The organism is Bradyrhizobium denitrificans (assembly GCF_013179005.1).
In the GTDB taxonomy this organism is placed as follows: Bacteria; Pseudomonadota; Alphaproteobacteria; order Rhizobiales; family Xanthobacteraceae; genus Bradyrhizobium; species Bradyrhizobium denitrificans.
Genome location: NZ_JABFDP010000002.1, coordinates 14,728 through 30,158 on the forward strand (window position 1 = coordinate 14,728; position 15,431 = coordinate 30,158).

The window sequence follows — 15,431 nt, forward strand, 5'->3', positions numbered from 1 at the left end:
TGGCTCCAGTGGCAAACCTTGCACGGGCATTGCTCCGCCTCGACCTCCGAGCACCGCGAGGGCCGGCCCGACTGCAACCCTCCCCTGGAGGGGGAGGGTGGACAGCATGCCCGCATGTCGCACAGGTGCCACAGCCGGGACTGGCGGCAGCGCGCGCCAATTGTTGCAGCTCGTCCCTTCGGCTTTCCAGCAGCGCGCGAAGCGCCGCTCCGCGGCCCATCCGCCGTGGGCGGCTAGGCCGTAGCCCTGGCGGCCAAGGCCTGCGCCTCTGCCGCGGCGCGGGCCATGCTGGACGACATCTCGTTCGTCACCGTGCTCTGCTCCTCGACCGCGGCCGCGGTCGAGGTGACGTATTCGCTGACATTGGTGATCGCCTGCTTGATGGAGCCGAGCGCCGTCACGACGTCTCCGGAGATGCCGTTGAGGTTCTCAATTTCCTGGGCGATCTTGTCGGTCGCCTGCTTGGCCTGGTTGGCGAGGCTCTTGACCTCGGATGCGACCACGGCGAACCCCCGTCCGGCTTCGCCGGCGCGCGCGGATTCGATGGTGGCATTCAGTGCGAGCAAATTGATCTGCCCGGTGATGTTGTTGATCATCTCGACGATGCCGCTCATGGCCTGGGCTGCGTCCGACAGGCGCTGGGCCTGACCGTCTGCGGCAGTCACCTGCCCCACGGCCCCGATCGCCGTCTCGCGCGACTTGGTCATCGCTTCGGAAATCTCGCGTACCGACGCGTTCAGCTCCTCCGAGCCCGCGGCAACGGATTCCATCATCGCGCGAACGCGCTCGTTGCCGATCCTGATCAGCACCTGGCGGGTGACGTCGGTGGCATATTTCACCACCTTGAACGGCTTGCCGTTGAGGTCGAGGATCGGATTATAGGACGCCTGGATATAGACCTCCTTGCCGCCCTTCCCAATTCGCTTGTATTCGGCCGCCTGATATTGCCCTCGATTGAGAGCCGCCCAGAACTCGCGATAGGCGGCGCTGTCGCGCTCCGCTGCCTCGACGAACATGCTGTGCTGCTTGCCGCTGATTTCGGCCAAGGTGTAGCCAAGCGCGCGTAGAAAATTGTCGTTCGCCGTGATGATCGTGCCATCCATGTTGAATTCGATTACGGCTTGCGACTTGCCGATGGCGTCGATCTGGCCGGCCAGATCTGCGTTCTTCAGCTTCTGCGCGGTCACGTCCGTTGCAAATTTGACGACGCCGAACGGTTTGCCGGTTGTATCGAGGACGGGATTGTAAGTGGCGAGAATCCAGACCTCCTTGCCGCCCTTGCCAATGCGCTTGTACTCGCCGCTCTGATATTCGCCGCGATTGAGAGCCGCCCAGAACGCGCGATACGCCGCGCTGTCGCGTTGCGATGCCTCGATGAACATGCTGTGGTGCCGACCCTGCATCTCATCGAGCCGATAGCCCAGCACGTCGCAGAAATTCTGGTTGGCCGTCACGATCGTCCCGTCGAGCGTGAACTCGATCACCGCCTGGGCGCGATTGATCGCGGCGATCTTGGACGAGTCCGCCATGCTGCGTAGCTTCTTCGCCGTGATGTCGGTCGAGAATTTCACCACCTTGATCGGCTTCTTGCTGCCGTCGAGAATGGGATTGTAGGACGCCTCGATCCAGACCTCACGTCCCCCCTTGGCGATCCGCTTGAACTCACCGGCCTGGAATTCGCCGGAGTTAAGAGACGCCCAGAACTCACGATAGGCGGCGTTGTCCCGTTCGTCCGGCGCGACGAACATGCTATGATGTTTGCCTTGGATCTCCTCGAGCCGATATCCAAGCGTATCGAGGAAGTTCTGGTTCGCGGTGATGATGCTGCCGTCCATGTTGAATTCGATCATCGCCTGGGAGCGGCTGATCGCATCGATCATCGCCTGCGCGTCACCCTTCGTCGTCCTGCGGCCGAACATTGTCTTCACTCCGTCCTCCGGCGCAGCCACCGCGGCTGCGATATCCGGACTTGCAAAGCTCTGGGATCATGGATGCCACCACAGCGTGCCTCCACCTCAGAACAGCCGGAACCTATTTGATTCAATTTATAGAAGTATTTGTCCGATCGCCGACAGAATGGCCGATTTCTGCCAGCGCCATTAACTTCACTGACACATTCGCATCGCGCGCACCGCCGGTTGTGCACGCGGACGGTACAAACATCCGGCGCGGCCGGCCGCCAGCGTTGCACGCAGTCGTGTAGCTGCCGGATCCTCCGTGTACGAAGCGGTCCGTGAAACTACGGATGGAAGCCCGATCTTCTGCTGACCTTGCGTCACGCTGGCTCGTTGACGAGGAACAAGAACGACCGGATTATGCACGGCGATGTGCTTACGCAGCGTCGCCGATTCGCACCGGCCTTGATGGCGGCGCCCGTGAAGGAAGCAAACTGGGCGGGGGCCGATTGCGCGACATCTCCTATCTCGATCGTTATCCGTTGTTTCGATCGCAAGACCGCGAATTCGCGCGCGATCGTATGATGGCCATCTACGGCGTCGATCGCTTCGACATTCACGATGACGAGTTCGGCATTGCGGCCAACCTCGCGTCCCTGAGCGCCACAGGGCTGGCGTTCTGCGCCTATGACGGCGCCGCGTCGGTGTCATTTCCGGAATCGACGATCATCAGGCAGTTCTTTTCGATCCGGGGGACAGCGTCCTATCGGACAGCTGCATCAAGCCACCCGATTGCCGCGTGGAGTCCGATCGTCTCCGGTCGTTCGAGGCTGGACCTTAAGTTTCCCGCGGGATACCGCCAGCTGGTGCTGAGGGTCGAGACCGCTCCCCTGCAAGGCCTGTTGAAAGCCATCCTTGGCGATGGCAGCGATCGAGACTTGGTTTTCGAGGAGGACAGTCCGGATCCGGCTGTCATGGCCTTCGTTCGCCAGGACGTTTTCAAGGCTGCCGACGAGTTGCAGAAGTTCGGGCAGAACTACTCCCCCCTCGCGATCGCAGAGCTCGAGCGCAGCTTGATGACCCGGCTGCTCCTGGCCCATCGACACAGCTTCAGCGATCGGCTGCACATCGTCCCGCGGCGCCTCAACCGCAGCATTGTCGATCTCGTCGAGTCGTATATCGAGGCTCATTGGAACGAGCCGCTCGACATGGAGAAGATCGCCCGCATCACCAGTGTCAGCGCCAGATCGATCTTTCGGGAGTTTTCGGAAACCGGACGTGGATCACCCGGCCAGTTCGCCAAGCGCGTGCGACTGCGGCGCGCGTCGGAACTTCTCGGAAAGCCCGATGCAAGAACGAGCGTCGTATCAGTCGCCTTCAAATGCGGCTTTGGCAATCTGGGTCGGTTTGCCTCGGATTATCGCCGGGAGATGGGGGAGTTGCCGTCTGAGACCCTGCGAAAAGCACGGCAGAGGCTTGGACATCCGGCCGCGGATCGTCCCGATGCAGACTCCACGCGGCTCTCATGAGCGGGGCGGACTCCATCGCTGCGATCTGTTCGCGCGCTACGCCTGCTCTGTCGGCCTCACCATCCCGAGTTCAGCAAACTTCAGCTCCGTCGCGATGACCGCATTCTCGTACACTTCGCCACGCTCGACAAAGTAGTTGAAATAGCCGGCCGGCGTTTCCGGCTGGATCTCGACCAGATCAACGCGCCTGTATTTGGGATCGGTGATGACGCCCGCCGCGATCAGGTCGTTGATGCGCTTGAGCGCATCGACCTCCGCCTTGTAGCCGACCGAGAACCACATCTCGGTGGTCCAGTCCTGCACCTCGAACCAGTTCTGCGGCGTCTCGCCCCGCCAGCCATTGGCGAGCGGACGCACGGCGAAAACGCGATCGAAGCCGTGCAGTTCGGAGATGATGCTGGCGCGGTGATAGGCGCCATCCATCTGTCCCTGGGGCAGCCTGGTGAAGCCGTACAGCGACAGCCACAGCGCGGCCTTGATCGCCTCCGGCGTGATCGGATGGAGGGCGCGTTCGGCCGCGACATCGGAGGCGTAGCGCAGGTCACGCTTGGCCGCGGACTGCCGCGCCTGCGCCGCGTGGGTGTTGGCAATCGACTTCTCGGAGGGCAGCAGCGCGCGCGCGGCGTCGTTGCCGTAGAGGAGTCCGGTGCCGGACTCGGGATCGTAGGTGTTGAATACGACACCGATCGACGTCCCGTTCAAGGTCGCGGCGGCCTGCGCGAAGTCGGCCTCGCTGCGCACCGGGACATATTGCTGCGCCGGCAGCAGCCGGTCGGCGAGGACGTTGAACGGGCCGTCGCGCCAGTCCGGCCAGGCCACAAAACGCGCCAGCGCCTCGGCATAGGCCGGACGGAACACACCGGGATAGCCGAACATCAAGGTGCGCAGCTGCGACGTCTGATCGCGGAGGCGATCCGCGGAGATCAGCTGCTGGCGCAGATCGAGGCCCTGCAGCCAGGCCGACAGCACCAGGATCTGGCCCGAGGTCGCCGTGACCAGATCCGGCGCGACGCCCCAGGCCCGGGCGGTGTCGAGGAAGCCGGCGCCATGGGCGTTCAGGCCGCCCAGCCCGGCGAGCGCAAAGGCCACACGCACGTCTCTCTCCGTCAGCAGAAGGACAGAAACTACTACCTCAGATTGTTTCGGCTACGCAACGGAGACGACGCGATTGCGCTCATTGAACGAACGAGCCCCATTCCGGGCGACCATGATCGGCGCTCAGCCGGCGTCGAATCAATGGTGATTCGCGGGCATAGGGCCGTGTCCGACGGCGCGGAAGCTGCAGCCAAGGGGTGTGACGAACCTCACAACCTCATGTTGCGCGCGTGCAGTGAGCATTAATTACCCACTCTTGGTTGCCGTGACCCGAAAAAGTTACATAACTTGACCCGGCCCGGGGGCAGCACCGTTGTTTCCCTGCAATAGTATGGCAATGATTGGTTAACCATATTGAATTACCTTGGTTAACATGGCCCGCGGCAAACAGCCTTCAGTGTCGCATGCGCTCCCGAAGCAGCAGACGCTGCTCGATTGCTTCCTCGAAGCGCAGGCGAAGCGGACGAAGCGTCGGCGGCGCTCCGTCGACGGGCCGACCATCGCTGACCCGCTCGATCCGGCCGACACCGCGCCGGCGGCCGACGAGGCCGAGCCGTCGTCGACCGAGATCTAGACCGCCCGCGCGGTCTGAGCCGCGCGGCGCGATCGTTTCCGATGGGCGGGGCCCACCGCGTTCAGCTTACTTACCCGAGATGCTTGTGGAAGAACGCCGTGGCGCGGCCCCAGGCAAGCTCGGCGGCGGCGCGATCATGCACCGTCATGCGCTGCTCGTTCACGAAGGCATGCTCCGCATCGTAGCGGTAGAGCTCGAGCGACTTGCCGGCCGCCTTCATCGCCGCCTCGAAGCCATCGACCAGCGCCGGCGTGCACCAATCGTCCTTGTTGGCGAAATGCGCCTGCAGCGGGATCTTGACGTCGGCGGGCTTGGCCGCCTGCTCCGGCGGAATGCCGTAGAACACGACGCCGGCCGTGAGCTCATCGATCCTGGTCGCACCGATGATCGTCACCGCGCCGCCGAGGCAGAAGCCGGTCAGGCCGACCTTGGCGCCGTTGCGGGCCAGATATTGCGCCGCGCCGCGCACGGTCTGCGTGGTCGCATCCATGAAATCGAGCGAGTTCATCTCGCGCCCGGCCGCGTCCGTGTCGTGATACGGCACCACCGTGCCCTTGTAGAGATCGGGCGCCAGCGCGTTGAAGCCGGCCAGCGCAAAGCGGTCGCACATCCCCTTGATCTGGTCCTGCAGGCCCCACCATTCCTGGATGACGACGACGCCCGGCGCATCGGCCTGCGCGGCCTTGGCCAGATAGCCCTTGGCCTCCTGCCCGTCGGGGCGCTTGAAGCTGATCAGTGTGCCCATGTGATCCTCCGCATTTTCTGTTGGGGTGTTGGGGATGCGGTTTACCGCAAATATGTGTCGCGCGCGACTGCAGCCGATCGGCTTCGCCGGAACGTGAGCATGTCGAGAGCCGGATAAGTGCGGCGACATCCGGGGCGCGACATCGGCACGCTACGCCGGCATCGCGCGCGGGGCGAACAGGATGACGGCCATGCCGATCAGGCAGATGACCGCACCGGTGACGTCCCAGCCATCGGGGCGATGGCCCTCGACCAGCCAGCCCCACAGCAGCGCCGCGGTGATGTAGATGCCGCCATAGGCGGCATAGGCGCGGCCGGCGAGCGGGCTCTCGGCGATGGTGAGCAGCGCGGCGAAGCCGGCGAGCGCGGCCATTCCGGGCAGCAGCCACAGCACCGACTGGCCGAGCCGCAACCACGCCCAGAACGCAAAGCAGCCGACGATCTCGAGCACTGCCGCACCTGCAAAGGCCAGCCATGATGTCATGCGTCCCTCCTCTGCCAGATCGCGCAATTGGCGGCGACGAGCCGACTGCCAAAACAAAAAAGCCCCCAGCTGGGGGCTTTTTCGATCTCATGCCGTGATGGCCGTGCGTCTCTAGTGCGCGGCGGCCCAGACGCGCTTCTTGGTGAAGTACATCAGACCGGCGAAGATGATCAGGAACACAAACACCTGATAGCCAAGCCGCTTGCGGGCTTCCATGTGCGGCTCCGCGGTCCACATCAGGAAGGTCGCCACGTCGTGGGCATATTGCTTCACGGTGGCCGGCGAGCCGTCATCGAAGGTCACCTGACCGTCCGACAACGGCGGCGGCATCTTGATGGCATGGCCGGGGAAGTACTTGTTGTAGTACGAACCTTCCGGGATGGTGACGCCGTGCGGCGGGGTCTCTTCATAACCCTGCAGCAGCGCGTTGACATAGTTCGGGCCCTGCTCCTGGAACTGGGTGAAGAAGTCGATCAGGAACCAGGGAAAGCCGCGCTTGTAGGAACGGGCCTTGGCGATCAGCGACAGGTCCGGCGGAGCCGCGCCGCCATTGGCCGCACGCGCCGCCTGCTCGTTCGGGAACGGCGACGGGAAATAGTCCGCCGGACGGCCCGGACGCTCGAACATGTCGCCGGCGTCGTTCGGACCGTCCTTGATCTTGTACTCGGCCGCGAAGGCCGCCGCCTGCGCCGGCGTGTAGCCGGGGCCGCCGGGCTCCGACAGATTGCGGAACGCGATATATTGCAGCGAGTGGCAGTTCGAGCAGACTTCCTTGTAGACCTTGAGACCTCGCTGCACGGCGCCGCGATCGAAGGTGCCGAACGGACCGGCAAACGACCACTTCGCCGACGGCGGGTTCTCCTGGCCTTCGCTGGCGCGGGCGTCGCCGGTGCTTCCGGCGAGCAGCGACAATGCGGCAACAAGCCCAACCACCGCCGTGGCCACAGCCTTGCGGCCTGACTTCGCCAGCACGTCGTCGGCGATCGAGTTCGGCAACGGCCGCGGCCGCTCGATCCGGGCGAGCAGCGGCAGCACGATCAGGAAGTAGGCGAAGTACAGCACCGTCAGGATGCGGCCGAGCACGACATAGACGCCCTCCGGCGGCTGCGCGCCGAGATAGCCGAGGCCGATGCAGACGACGAAGAAGATCCAGAAGAACTGCTTGCCGAGCGGACGGTACTTGTTCGAACGGGTCTTGGCCGAGTCCAGCCAGGGCAGGAACACCAGCACGATGATCGCGGAGAACATCGCCACCACGCCGGCGAGCTTGTTCGGGATCGAGCGCAGGATCGCGTAGAACGGCAGGTAGTACCATTCGGGCACGATGTGCGCCGGCGTCACCGCCGGGTTCGCCGGGATGTAGTTGTCGGCCTCGCCGAGATAGTTCGGCATGTAGAAGATGAACCAGGAATAGAAGATCAGGAAGCAGGTGACGCCGAAGAAGTCCTTGATCGTCGCATAGGGCGTGAACGGCACCATGTCCTTTTCGGTCTTGGGCTCGACGCCGGCCGGGTTGTTCTGGCCGGCGACGTGCAGGGCCCAGACGTGCAGCACGACCACGCCGGCGATCAGGAACGGCAGCAGGTAATGCAGCGCGAAGAAGCGGTTCAGGGTCGGGTTGCCGACCGAATAACCGCCCCACAGCAGGGTCACGATGCTCTCACCGAAATAGGGTACGGCCGAGAACAGATTGGTGATGACGGTGGCGCCCCAGAAGCTCATCTGGCCCCACGGCAGCACGTAGCCCATGAAGCCGGTCGCCATCATCAACAGGTAGATGATGACGCCGAGGATCCAGAGCACCTCGCGCGGCGCCTTATACGACCCGTAATAGAGGCCGCGGAACATATGGATATAGACGGCGAGGAAGAACATGGATGCGCCGCAGGCATGCATGTTGCGGATCAGCCAGCCGTAGTTCACGTCGCGGACGATCAGCTCGACCGATTTGAAGGCCAGATCGGCGTGCGGCGTGTAATGCATCGCCAGGATGACGCCGGTGATGATCTGCACGCCCAGCATCATCGACAGGATCGCGCCGAACGTCCACCAGTAGTTCAGGTTCCGCGGTGTCGGATAGGCAACGAAGGACGAGTGGACCAGGCCGATGATGGGGAGTCGCTGCTCGAGCCACTTCAAGGCGGGATGGCTCGGCTGATAGTTCGAAGGTCCACTCATGATGCGTTCCTGAAAGAATTATCTTGCACGATCGAGCTTGAGCTTGCGGACGTAACGTCCGCTCAGCCGATCTGGATCTTGGTGTCGGAAACGAACTGATAGGGCGGGACAGGCAGGTTGAGCGGCGCCGGTCCCTGGCGGACGCGCCCGGAGGCGTCGTATTGCGAGCCGTGGCAGGGGCAGAAGAAGCCGTCGTAATTGCCTTCATGGGCGATCGGGATGCAGCCGAGATGCGTGCAGATGCCGATCACGACGAGCCACTGCTCATGGCCGTCCTTGGTGCGGGACTGGTCGGTCGCCGGATCGATCAGGCTCGAGACCGGAACCTTGCGGACCTCCTCGACCTGCTTCTTGGTGCGGTGGGAGATGTAGATCGGCTTGCCGCGCCAGAACACCTTGATGTCCTGTCCTTCGGCGATCGGCGAAAGATCGACCTCGATCGGCGCACCGGCGGCGATGGTCGAGGCATCGGGATTCATCTGAGAGATGAAGGGCCACAGGGTGGCCACGCCACCGACCGCCGCGGCTGCGCCCGTGGCGACGTAAAGAAAATCCCGGCGTGTCGGATGATCCGCAGTAGACGCTGTCACGATTCCAACCCTTTCTTCGTTGCAGCCGGTGGAACCGCCCCGCTCGACGTTGGAATGCACGTGATCGGGAGATGCCTGCCGGCGCCCGCGTCCCCCGCGGCGGCAGAAAACAGCTCATGCCACCGCCCCTGGTGGGGAACAAGCCGTCCAGAATCGTTCTATTGGCACCCTTGCGATACGAGCGCAAGCCCGCTATCGGCCCCGCAGCACGCCATGCACCAATTCCCGCTCACCAAGCGGATGTTCCGCCCAATTCTTAAGACCAATTCGCATGCAGATCGCGCTCTATCAGCCCGACATTCCGCAAAACACCGGAACGATTCTGCGCCTGTGCGCCTGCCTCGGGCTCGCGGCCCACATCATCGAGCCGGCCGGCTTCGCCGTCTCGGACCGGCAGTTTCGCCGCGCCGGCATGGACTATCTCGATCATCTCGCGTGGCGGAGGCACGATTCCTGGAGCGCCTTCGAGGACTGGCGGGCCGCGCAGGGCCACCGGCTGCTGCTGTTCACGACCAAGGCGGCAACCTCCTACCTGGATTTCAGCTACAAGGCGGACGACATCCTGCTGCTCGGGCGCGAGAGCGCCGGCGTGCCCGACACGGTGGCGGAGGTCGCCGACGCGCGGCTGCGCATTCCGCTGAGGCCCGGCCTGCGCTCGCTCAACGTCGCCATGGCCGCCGCGATGGCCGCGGGCGAAGCACTGCGCCAGGTTGGACATTTCGTCCAATTGCAATCTGAGGGGGCGTGAGCGTGAGCTACGCGGTGAAGGAAATATTCATGACCCTGCAGGGCGAAGGCGCCCAGGCGGGGCGTGCTGCCGTGTTCTGCCGCTTCGCCGGCTGCAACCTGTGGAGCGGACGCGAGGCCGATCGCGCAACCGCGACGTGCCGGTTCTGCGACACCGATTTCGTCGGTACCGACGGAACGTTCGGCGGGCGTTACGACGATGCCGCTGCACTTGCCGCCGCCATCGCCGGGCAATGGACAGGCGGTGCGGCCGACCGCTATACGATCCTCACCGGCGGCGAGCCGCTGCTGCAGGTCGATGCGGACCTGATCGCGGCGCTGCATGCGCGGGACTTCGCGGTCGGGATCGAGACCAACGGCACGCTCATTCCGCCGGACGGCATCGACTGGATCTGCGTCAGTCCGAAAGCCGGCGCAGAGTTGAAGCTGCAGCAGGGCCATGAGCTGAAGCTGGTCTATCCGCAGGACGGCGCCGAGCCGGAGCGGTTCGCCGACCTCGCCTTCCAACGCTTCTCGCTGCAGCCGATGGACGGGCCGGAGGCGGCCGCGAACACGGCCCGCGCGATTCAATACTGCCAGCATCATCCGCAATGGCGGCTCAGCCTGCAGACGCACAAGATGATCGGCATCAGATAGAGGACTTCGACCCTTCCGATGTGGGAATTGACCAAATCGTTCACCTTCGAGGCCGCGCATGCGCTGGCGCATACGACGCTCGGGGAAGCCAGCCAGGAGATCCACGGCCATTCCTTCCGCGCCGAGGTCACGGTGCGCGGCACGCCGGACCCGACGACCGGCATGGTCGTCGATTTCGGCCTGCTGACACAGCGCTTAGGCGAGATCCAAGCCATGCTCGACCATAAGTTCTTGAACAAGATCGAGGCGATCGGGCTGCCGACGCTGGAGAACCTGTCACGCTTCATCTATGAGCGCGTCCGCTCCATCGGCCACGTCACCAAGGTCAGCGTCCACCGTGACAGCTGCCGGGAGACCTGCACCTATTTCGGTCCGCAGGGCTGATCACTTGTGGTAGGACTTCACCTGCAGCGACAACAGCGCTGTCACCGACAGCTGTCACCCTCTCTTGACAGCAGCGTGAACGACAATGTGCCAGGGGAAGGTTCATGACCACTGCCGCTATCGAGGATCGCAAGGCCCGCGCCCGCGCCTGGTTCGAGAGCCTGCGCGACCAGATTTGCGCCGCGTTCGAACAGCTCGAGGACGAGGCGCCGGCCGCGCTCTATCCGCGCCAGCCCGGCCGCTTCGTGCGCACGCCCTGGCAGCGCACCGACCATAGCGGCGCGCCGGGCGGCGGCGGCGTCATGGGCATGATGCACGGGCGGCTGTTCGAAAAGGTCGGCGTGCACTGCTCCACCGTGCATGGCGAGTTCGCCCCGGAATTCCGCAGCCAGATCCCCGGCGCGTCCGAGGACCCGCGGTTCTGGGCCTCGGGCATCTCCCTGATCGCGCATCTGTGGTCGCCGCACGTGCCGGCCGTGCACATGAACACCCGCTTTGTCGTCACCACCAAGGCCTGGTTCGGTGGCGGCGCCGACCTCACCCCGGTGCTGGACCGCCGCCGCAATCAAGAGGATCCGGACACGCTCGCCTTCCACGCGGCGTTGCAGGGCGCCTGCGATGCGCACGCCACGGTGGCCCCGTATGACAAGTACAAGCGCTGGTGCGACGAATATTTCTATCTGCCCCATCGCAAGGAGCCGCGCGGCATCGGCGGCATCTTCTACGACCATCATGATTCCGGCGACTGGGAGGCCGATCTCGCCTTCACCCAGGATGTCGGCCGGGCCTTCCTGAAGGTCTATCCGGAGCTGGTCCGGCGCAATTTCGGCGCAGCATGGACCGAGGCGGACCGCGAGGAGCAGCTGATCCGACGCGGCCGCTATGTCGAATTCAACCTGCTCTATGACCGCGGCACGACCTTCGGGTTGAAGACCGGCGGCAACGTCGAGTCGATCCTGTCCTCGATGCCCCCCGAGGTGAAATGGCCGTGAAACTCTCCTTCACTCGACGCGTAAATCCACTATGACCGCTTCCCTCCCCCGCGCCATGTTGATCGACATGGACGACACCATTCTCTCGGCCTATGGCCGGCCAGAGATCGCCTGGAATATCGTCGCCACCGAGTTCGCCGACGAACTCCTGCCGCACGCGCCGCAAGCCGTGGCGGCGGCCATCGTCGGCTCGGCGCGCAGCTTCTGGTCGGTCGCCGGCGCCGAATGGCGGATGAAGCTGATCCAGGCGCGGCAGGAGGTCGTGAAGGGCGGCTTCGCTGCGCTGGCAAGCCACGGCCCGGCACTGCCGACCGAGCTTGCGATCCGCATCGCCGACCGCTTCACCGCCTATCGCGACGAGCAGATGTTCATCTTCCCCGGCGCTCATGAGGCGATCGATACGTTCAAGGCGCGCGGCGTCAGGCTCGCGCTGGTGACGAATGGCGCCGCCGACCAGCAGCGCGCCAAGATCGAGCGCTTCGCGCTGGCGCACCGCTTCGACCACATCCAGATCGAGGGCGAGCACGGCTTCGGCAAGCCCGAGGAACGCGCTTATCTGCATGCGATGGAGCGGCTCGGCGTCGGTCCCGAGGACACCTGGATGATTGGCGACAATCTGGAATGGGAGATCGAGGCGCCGCAGCGGCTCGGCATCTATTCGATCTGGATCGACGTCCATGGCGACGGCCTGCCCGAAGGCACGCATGTGAAGCCCGACCGCATCATCCGCTCGCTGACGGAGCTCGTGCCGGCGCGGTGATCCGGCGCGCTGCGCTCATCGCGGGCTCGGGCGTCTTGCAGCCGGGCGTTTGTGCTCGTCCATCAGCATCGCCACGAACGCGGTCACCTTTGGCGCGCGAAAGCGCGCCGCCGGAAACACCGCATGGATGCCGCCGGACGGCAGCGTCCAGGACGGCAGGATGGGCACAAGGCGGCCGGCCGCGAGATCGTCGCCGATCAGGAAATCGGGCAGCACCGCGAGGCCGCCGCCGGCCAGGGTCGCGGCGAGCACGGCCGGCGTCGTGTTGATGGTCAGCGTCTGGCTCATCTGCACGATTTCCCGCGCGGCACTCCCTTTCGTGAACTGCCATGTGAGCGGCTCCTTCAGCGCCGTGTTCGCAATGAAGGGCAGCGCGGCCAGGTCGCGCGGATGCGCGACGCGCTTGATCGCGTTCGGAGCGGCCACCAGCAACTGACGAAAGCTGCCGATCCGCCGGGTCTGCAGGGTCGAATCGTCGAGCCATCCGACGCGGATCGAGAGATCGATCTGGCTCGCGACGAGGTCGATCTTGCTGTCGGACAGGATCAGTTCGACCCGGCAGGCCGGATAGGCCCGCGAGAACGCCGTCACGATCGGGGCGAGCGTGCAGGTGCCGTAGTCGTTCGGCGCGGCGATCCGCAACAGGCCCATCGGCGCAGCATTGGTCTGCGCCAGCTCGGCCATCGCGCTCTCCGCCTCGCGCAGGATCGCGGCGCATCGGGCGTGCAGCAGACGGCCGGCCTCGGTCGGCTCGACCCGGCGCGTGGTCCGCACCAGCAGGTCGGTTCTGAGCTCGCGCTCGAGCTGCGCGACCTGCTGGCTGACCACGGCCTTGCTGATCCCGAGCCGGCCGGCCGCGCGGGTGAAGGACGCGGCGTCGACCACGGCCGCGAAATAGACGAGGCGATTGAGATTGATCGGCTCCATGTTGCCCCGATGTGATTGTCAGTCTTTGGCATACAGTCTGTCCGATTATGCTGCCTTTCTCAACAAAGGAGATCGGGCTATGTGAGCGCCATGGCGATCCGAGACAGGGTTCTGGAGATGCGACTGACCTATCTGTTCGATCCGCTCTGCGGCTGGTGCTACGGGGCCGGCCCGGTGCTCGAGAAGCTCGCTGCCCGCCACACGGTCGCGCTCGAGCTGCTGCCCACCGGCCTGTTCGCGGGCCGGGGCGCCGGCCGGATGGACGCGCAATTTGCCGAATATGCCTGGAGCAACGATCAGCGCATCGCCAAGCTGACCGGACAGCGCTTCACCGACGCCTACCGCACCCGCATTCTCGGCGCCGGCGGCGCATTCGACTCGACCGCCGCGTCCCTCGGCCTGACGGCGGTCCACGTCACCGAGCCCGACCGGGAGCTCACGGCGCTGAAGGAGCTGCAGCTCGCGCGCTATGTGCACGGCCAGGACATCGTGAGCGCCGCGGGCGTCAGCGAGGTCCTTCGATCGGCAGGCTTCGCAGAGGCCGCCGAACGCATGCTGGCGCGCGACCCGTTGCTCGTCGAAGCCTATGGCCGCCGCATCCAGACCGCGCAGGCCCTGATGCGGCGCCACGGCTTGTCCGGCGTACCGGCCCTGCTGGCCGGGGACGGCACGGACCAGAGGCCCCTGCCCGGCAACGTGTTGTACCAGCCGATCGACGGCCTGCTCGCGCAGCTCGGAGCTTCCTGAGCCAACCAGCTCACCTTCGCCCGGCACACGTCACCCGGCCGTCGCGCACGGCCGGAGCGCCGTCGACTGCCCGGCTTCATCCTTTCACAACACCAAGGAGACTGAGATGCCGACCCGGAGACAGATCATGACGACCACTCTTGCAGGGACTGCCGCGGCCATTCTCGGCGCGTCCGTGACGGGCCGTGCCGCCGACAGCAAGCTGAGCTGGACGCATTTTCCGGCCGGCCCGAACGGCTTCTTCCGCGCACCCGTGCTGCTCTCGGGCCCGACCGAAGCGCTGCTGATCGATGGCGGCTTCAGCTATCCGGATGGCCGCGCGGTGGCGGCCGCGATCAAGGCGAGCGGCAAGTCGCTGACGGCGATCTATGTCAGCCAGTCGGATCCTGACTACTACTTCAGCCTCAAGCCGATCCGCGAGGCGTTCCCCGGCGTGAAGGTGCTCGCCGCCACGGCGACCGTCGAGGCGATCAAGGGCAATGTCGAGAAGAAGCTCGCGGTCTGGGGGCCGCAACTGAAGGAGAACGGCCCGCAGACGATGGCCGACATCGTTCTGCCCGAGCCGTTCGATGGCCCGTCGCTGTCGGTCGATGGCGAGACGATCGAGATCGTCGCAGCCGAGGGGCTCGCCAACCGGCGTTATCTCTGGGTGCCCTCGCTCAAGGCCGTGTTCGGCGGCGTCATGATCTTCTCGGGCGTGCATGTCTGGACCGCCGACACCCCGAGCAAGGAGCAGCGCGCCGCCTGGGTCGCGACCCTCGACACGATCATCGCACGCGCTCCGGCCGTGGTGGTTGCCGGCCATGCTGCCCCGGACGCTGCCACCGGCCTGTCCGGCGTTCGGCACACCAAGGCCTATCTCATCGCGTTCGAGGACGAGCTCGCCAAGGCCAAGGACGCCGCGGCGCTGAAGGCCGCGATGGAGGCGAAATTCCCCGGCCTCGGCATGGGCATCGCGCTCGACATCGGCGCCAAGGTCGCGAAGGGCGAGATGAAGTGGGGCTGACTCGGACGGCGCGATCATCGTAGCAAGCACGACAAGGCTGCACCTGGCCCGGGGCATCCGCCCCGCGCCTTAGGACTGTCGTATAAGGCGCTCTGCGTATGGCTCTGGTCTGTTTTCACGTCGTCATGGCCGGGCGTGTCCCG

At 65.0% G+C, this 15,431-nt stretch carries 16 protein-coding genes; 9 read left to right on the forward strand and 7 right to left on the reverse strand.

Going from position 1 to position 15,431, the window contains the following annotated elements; translation table 11 throughout:
• Nucleotides 1-233: 233 nt before the first annotated feature.
• Complete coding sequence (locus HL671_RS02110; RefSeq protein ID WP_041750543.1) at nucleotides 234-1,919, reverse strand: methyl-accepting chemotaxis protein; 1,686 nt, start codon at nucleotides 1,917-1,919, stop codon at nucleotides 234-236.
• A 326-nt stretch (nucleotides 1,920-2,245) separates the two neighbouring features.
• Between HL671_RS02110 and HL671_RS02115 the strand changes: the two genes are divergently transcribed.
• Entirely contained in the window at nucleotides 2,246-3,424 is a 1,179-nt protein-coding gene (locus tag HL671_RS02115) for a helix-turn-helix transcriptional regulator (protein WP_246579456.1), read from the forward strand.
• A gap of 36 nt (nucleotides 3,425-3,460) precedes the next feature.
• Here the strand turns inward: HL671_RS02115 and HL671_RS02120 are convergent, their stop codons facing one another.
• Nucleotides 3,461-4,519, reverse strand: coding sequence for a hypothetical protein (locus tag HL671_RS02120; protein ID WP_172235467.1), 1,059 nt, complete (start codon nucleotides 4,517-4,519; stop codon nucleotides 3,461-3,463).
• A 397-nt stretch (nucleotides 4,520-4,916) separates the two neighbouring features.
• Here HL671_RS02120 and HL671_RS02125 point away from each other — a divergent pair, with 397 nt between their 5' ends.
• Nucleotides 4,917-5,093, forward strand: coding sequence for a hypothetical protein (locus HL671_RS02125; protein ID WP_168167850.1), 177 nt, complete (start codon nucleotides 4,917-4,919; stop codon nucleotides 5,091-5,093).
• Nucleotides 5,094-5,163: 70 nt separating this feature from the next.
• Here HL671_RS02125 and HL671_RS02130 read toward each other — a convergent pair whose 3' ends face one another.
• The 4 genes from HL671_RS02130 to petA form a co-directional block, all read right to left on the reverse strand.
• Nucleotides 5,164-5,838 carry a dienelactone hydrolase family protein gene (locus HL671_RS02130; RefSeq protein WP_012042507.1) on the reverse strand — a complete coding sequence of 225 codons (675 nt, stop codon included), beginning with the start codon at nucleotides 5,836-5,838 and terminating at the stop codon, nucleotides 5,164-5,166.
• Between the two features lie 150 nt (nucleotides 5,839-5,988).
• Nucleotides 5,989-6,321 carry a YnfA family protein gene (locus HL671_RS02135; RefSeq protein WP_172235468.1) on the reverse strand — a complete coding sequence of 111 codons (333 nt, stop codon included), beginning with the start codon at nucleotides 6,319-6,321 and terminating at the stop codon, nucleotides 5,989-5,991.
• A 111-nt stretch (nucleotides 6,322-6,432) separates the two neighbouring features.
• Nucleotides 6,433-8,499 carry a cytochrome c1 gene (locus HL671_RS02140; protein ID WP_172235469.1) on the reverse strand — a complete coding sequence of 689 codons (2,067 nt, stop codon included), beginning with the start codon at nucleotides 8,497-8,499 and terminating at the stop codon, nucleotides 6,433-6,435.
• A gap of 62 nt (nucleotides 8,500-8,561) precedes the next feature.
• Nucleotides 8,562-9,092 (reverse strand): ubiquinol-cytochrome c reductase iron-sulfur subunit, encoded by a 531-nt coding sequence (gene petA, locus HL671_RS02145; protein ID WP_085972692.1) that lies wholly within the window; start codon nucleotides 9,090-9,092, stop codon nucleotides 8,562-8,564.
• A 268-nt stretch (nucleotides 9,093-9,360) separates the two neighbouring features.
• Here petA and HL671_RS02150 point away from each other — a divergent pair, with 268 nt between their 5' ends.
• The 5 genes from HL671_RS02150 (at nucleotide 9,361) to HL671_RS02170 (ending at nucleotide 12,608) form a co-directional block, all read left to right on the forward strand.
• Nucleotides 9,361-9,837: a tRNA (cytidine(34)-2'-O)-methyltransferase gene (locus HL671_RS02150; protein WP_012042503.1), complete on the forward strand. Its 477-nt coding sequence runs from the start codon at nucleotides 9,361-9,363 to the stop codon at nucleotides 9,835-9,837.
• Nucleotides 9,838-9,839: 2 nt separating this feature from the next.
• Nucleotides 9,840-10,472, forward strand: coding sequence for a 7-carboxy-7-deazaguanine synthase (gene queE, locus HL671_RS02155; RefSeq protein ID WP_172235596.1), 633 nt, complete (start codon nucleotides 9,840-9,842; stop codon nucleotides 10,470-10,472).
• A gap of 18 nt (nucleotides 10,473-10,490) precedes the next feature.
• Nucleotides 10,491-10,856: a 6-pyruvoyl trahydropterin synthase family protein gene (locus tag HL671_RS02160; protein WP_172235470.1), complete on the forward strand. Its 366-nt coding sequence runs from the start codon at nucleotides 10,491-10,493 to the stop codon at nucleotides 10,854-10,856.
• A 104-nt stretch (nucleotides 10,857-10,960) separates the two neighbouring features.
• On the forward strand, nucleotides 10,961-11,848 hold the full coding sequence (gene hemF, locus HL671_RS02165) for an oxygen-dependent coproporphyrinogen oxidase (protein ID WP_012042500.1): 888 nt from the start codon (nucleotides 10,961-10,963) through the stop codon (nucleotides 11,846-11,848).
• Between the two features lie 31 nt (nucleotides 11,849-11,879).
• A complete protein-coding gene (locus HL671_RS02170; RefSeq protein ID WP_172235471.1) occupies nucleotides 11,880-12,608 on the forward strand; it encodes an HAD family hydrolase in 729 nt (242 codons plus the stop codon).
• A 15-nt stretch (nucleotides 12,609-12,623) separates the two neighbouring features.
• On the opposite strand, the gene HL671_RS02175 is transcribed toward HL671_RS02170, so the two are convergent.
• Nucleotides 12,624-13,535 carry a LysR family transcriptional regulator gene (locus HL671_RS02175; RefSeq protein WP_012042498.1) on the reverse strand — a complete coding sequence of 304 codons (912 nt, stop codon included), beginning with the start codon at nucleotides 13,533-13,535 and terminating at the stop codon, nucleotides 12,624-12,626.
• 117 nt (nucleotides 13,536-13,652) lie between these two features.
• Between HL671_RS02175 and HL671_RS02180 the strand changes: the two genes are divergently transcribed.
• Nucleotides 13,653-14,282, forward strand: coding sequence for a DsbA family protein (locus HL671_RS02180; protein ID WP_041751369.1), 630 nt, complete (start codon nucleotides 13,653-13,655; stop codon nucleotides 14,280-14,282).
• A gap of 106 nt (nucleotides 14,283-14,388) precedes the next feature.
• On the forward strand, nucleotides 14,389-15,288 hold the full coding sequence (locus HL671_RS02185; protein ID WP_172235472.1) for an MBL fold metallo-hydrolase: 900 nt from the start codon (nucleotides 14,389-14,391) through the stop codon (nucleotides 15,286-15,288).
• Nucleotides 15,289-15,431: the final 143 nt, after the last annotated feature.

What these genes read in the sequence shown, in the direction of transcription:
- HL671_RS02115 (WP_246579456.1), top strand. Translation starts at nt 2,246, where the DNA reads ATGGAAGCCCGATCTTCTGCTGACCTTGCGTCACGCTGGCTCGTTGAC.
- HL671_RS02110 (WP_041750543.1), bottom strand. Translation starts at nt 1,919, where the DNA reads ATGTTCGGCCGCAGGACGACGAAGGGTGACGCGCAGGCGATGATCGAT.
- HL671_RS02185 (WP_172235472.1), top strand. Translation starts at nt 14,389, where the DNA reads ATGCCGACCCGGAGACAGATCATGACGACCACTCTTGCAGGGACTGCC.
- HL671_RS02150 (WP_012042503.1), top strand. Translation starts at nt 9,361, where the DNA reads ATGCAGATCGCGCTCTATCAGCCCGACATTCCGCAAAACACCGGAACG.
- hemF (WP_012042500.1), top strand. Translation starts at nt 10,961, where the DNA reads ATGACCACTGCCGCTATCGAGGATCGCAAGGCCCGCGCCCGCGCCTGG.
- HL671_RS02175 (WP_012042498.1), bottom strand. Translation starts at nt 13,535, where the DNA reads ATGGAGCCGATCAATCTCAATCGCCTCGTCTATTTCGCGGCCGTGGTC.
- HL671_RS02135 (WP_172235468.1), bottom strand. Translation starts at nt 6,321, where the DNA reads ATGACATCATGGCTGGCCTTTGCAGGTGCGGCAGTGCTCGAGATCGTC.
- HL671_RS02180 (WP_041751369.1), top strand. Translation starts at nt 13,653, where the DNA reads ATGCGACTGACCTATCTGTTCGATCCGCTCTGCGGCTGGTGCTACGGG.
- HL671_RS02140 (WP_172235469.1), bottom strand. Translation starts at nt 8,499, where the DNA reads ATGAGTGGACCTTCGAACTATCAGCCGAGCCATCCCGCCTTGAAGTGG.
- HL671_RS02130 (WP_012042507.1), bottom strand. Translation starts at nt 5,838, where the DNA reads ATGGGCACACTGATCAGCTTCAAGCGCCCCGACGGGCAGGAGGCCAAG.
- HL671_RS02170 (WP_172235471.1), top strand. Translation starts at nt 11,880, where the DNA reads ATGACCGCTTCCCTCCCCCGCGCCATGTTGATCGACATGGACGACACC.
- HL671_RS02160 (WP_172235470.1), top strand. Translation starts at nt 10,491, where the DNA reads ATGTGGGAATTGACCAAATCGTTCACCTTCGAGGCCGCGCATGCGCTG.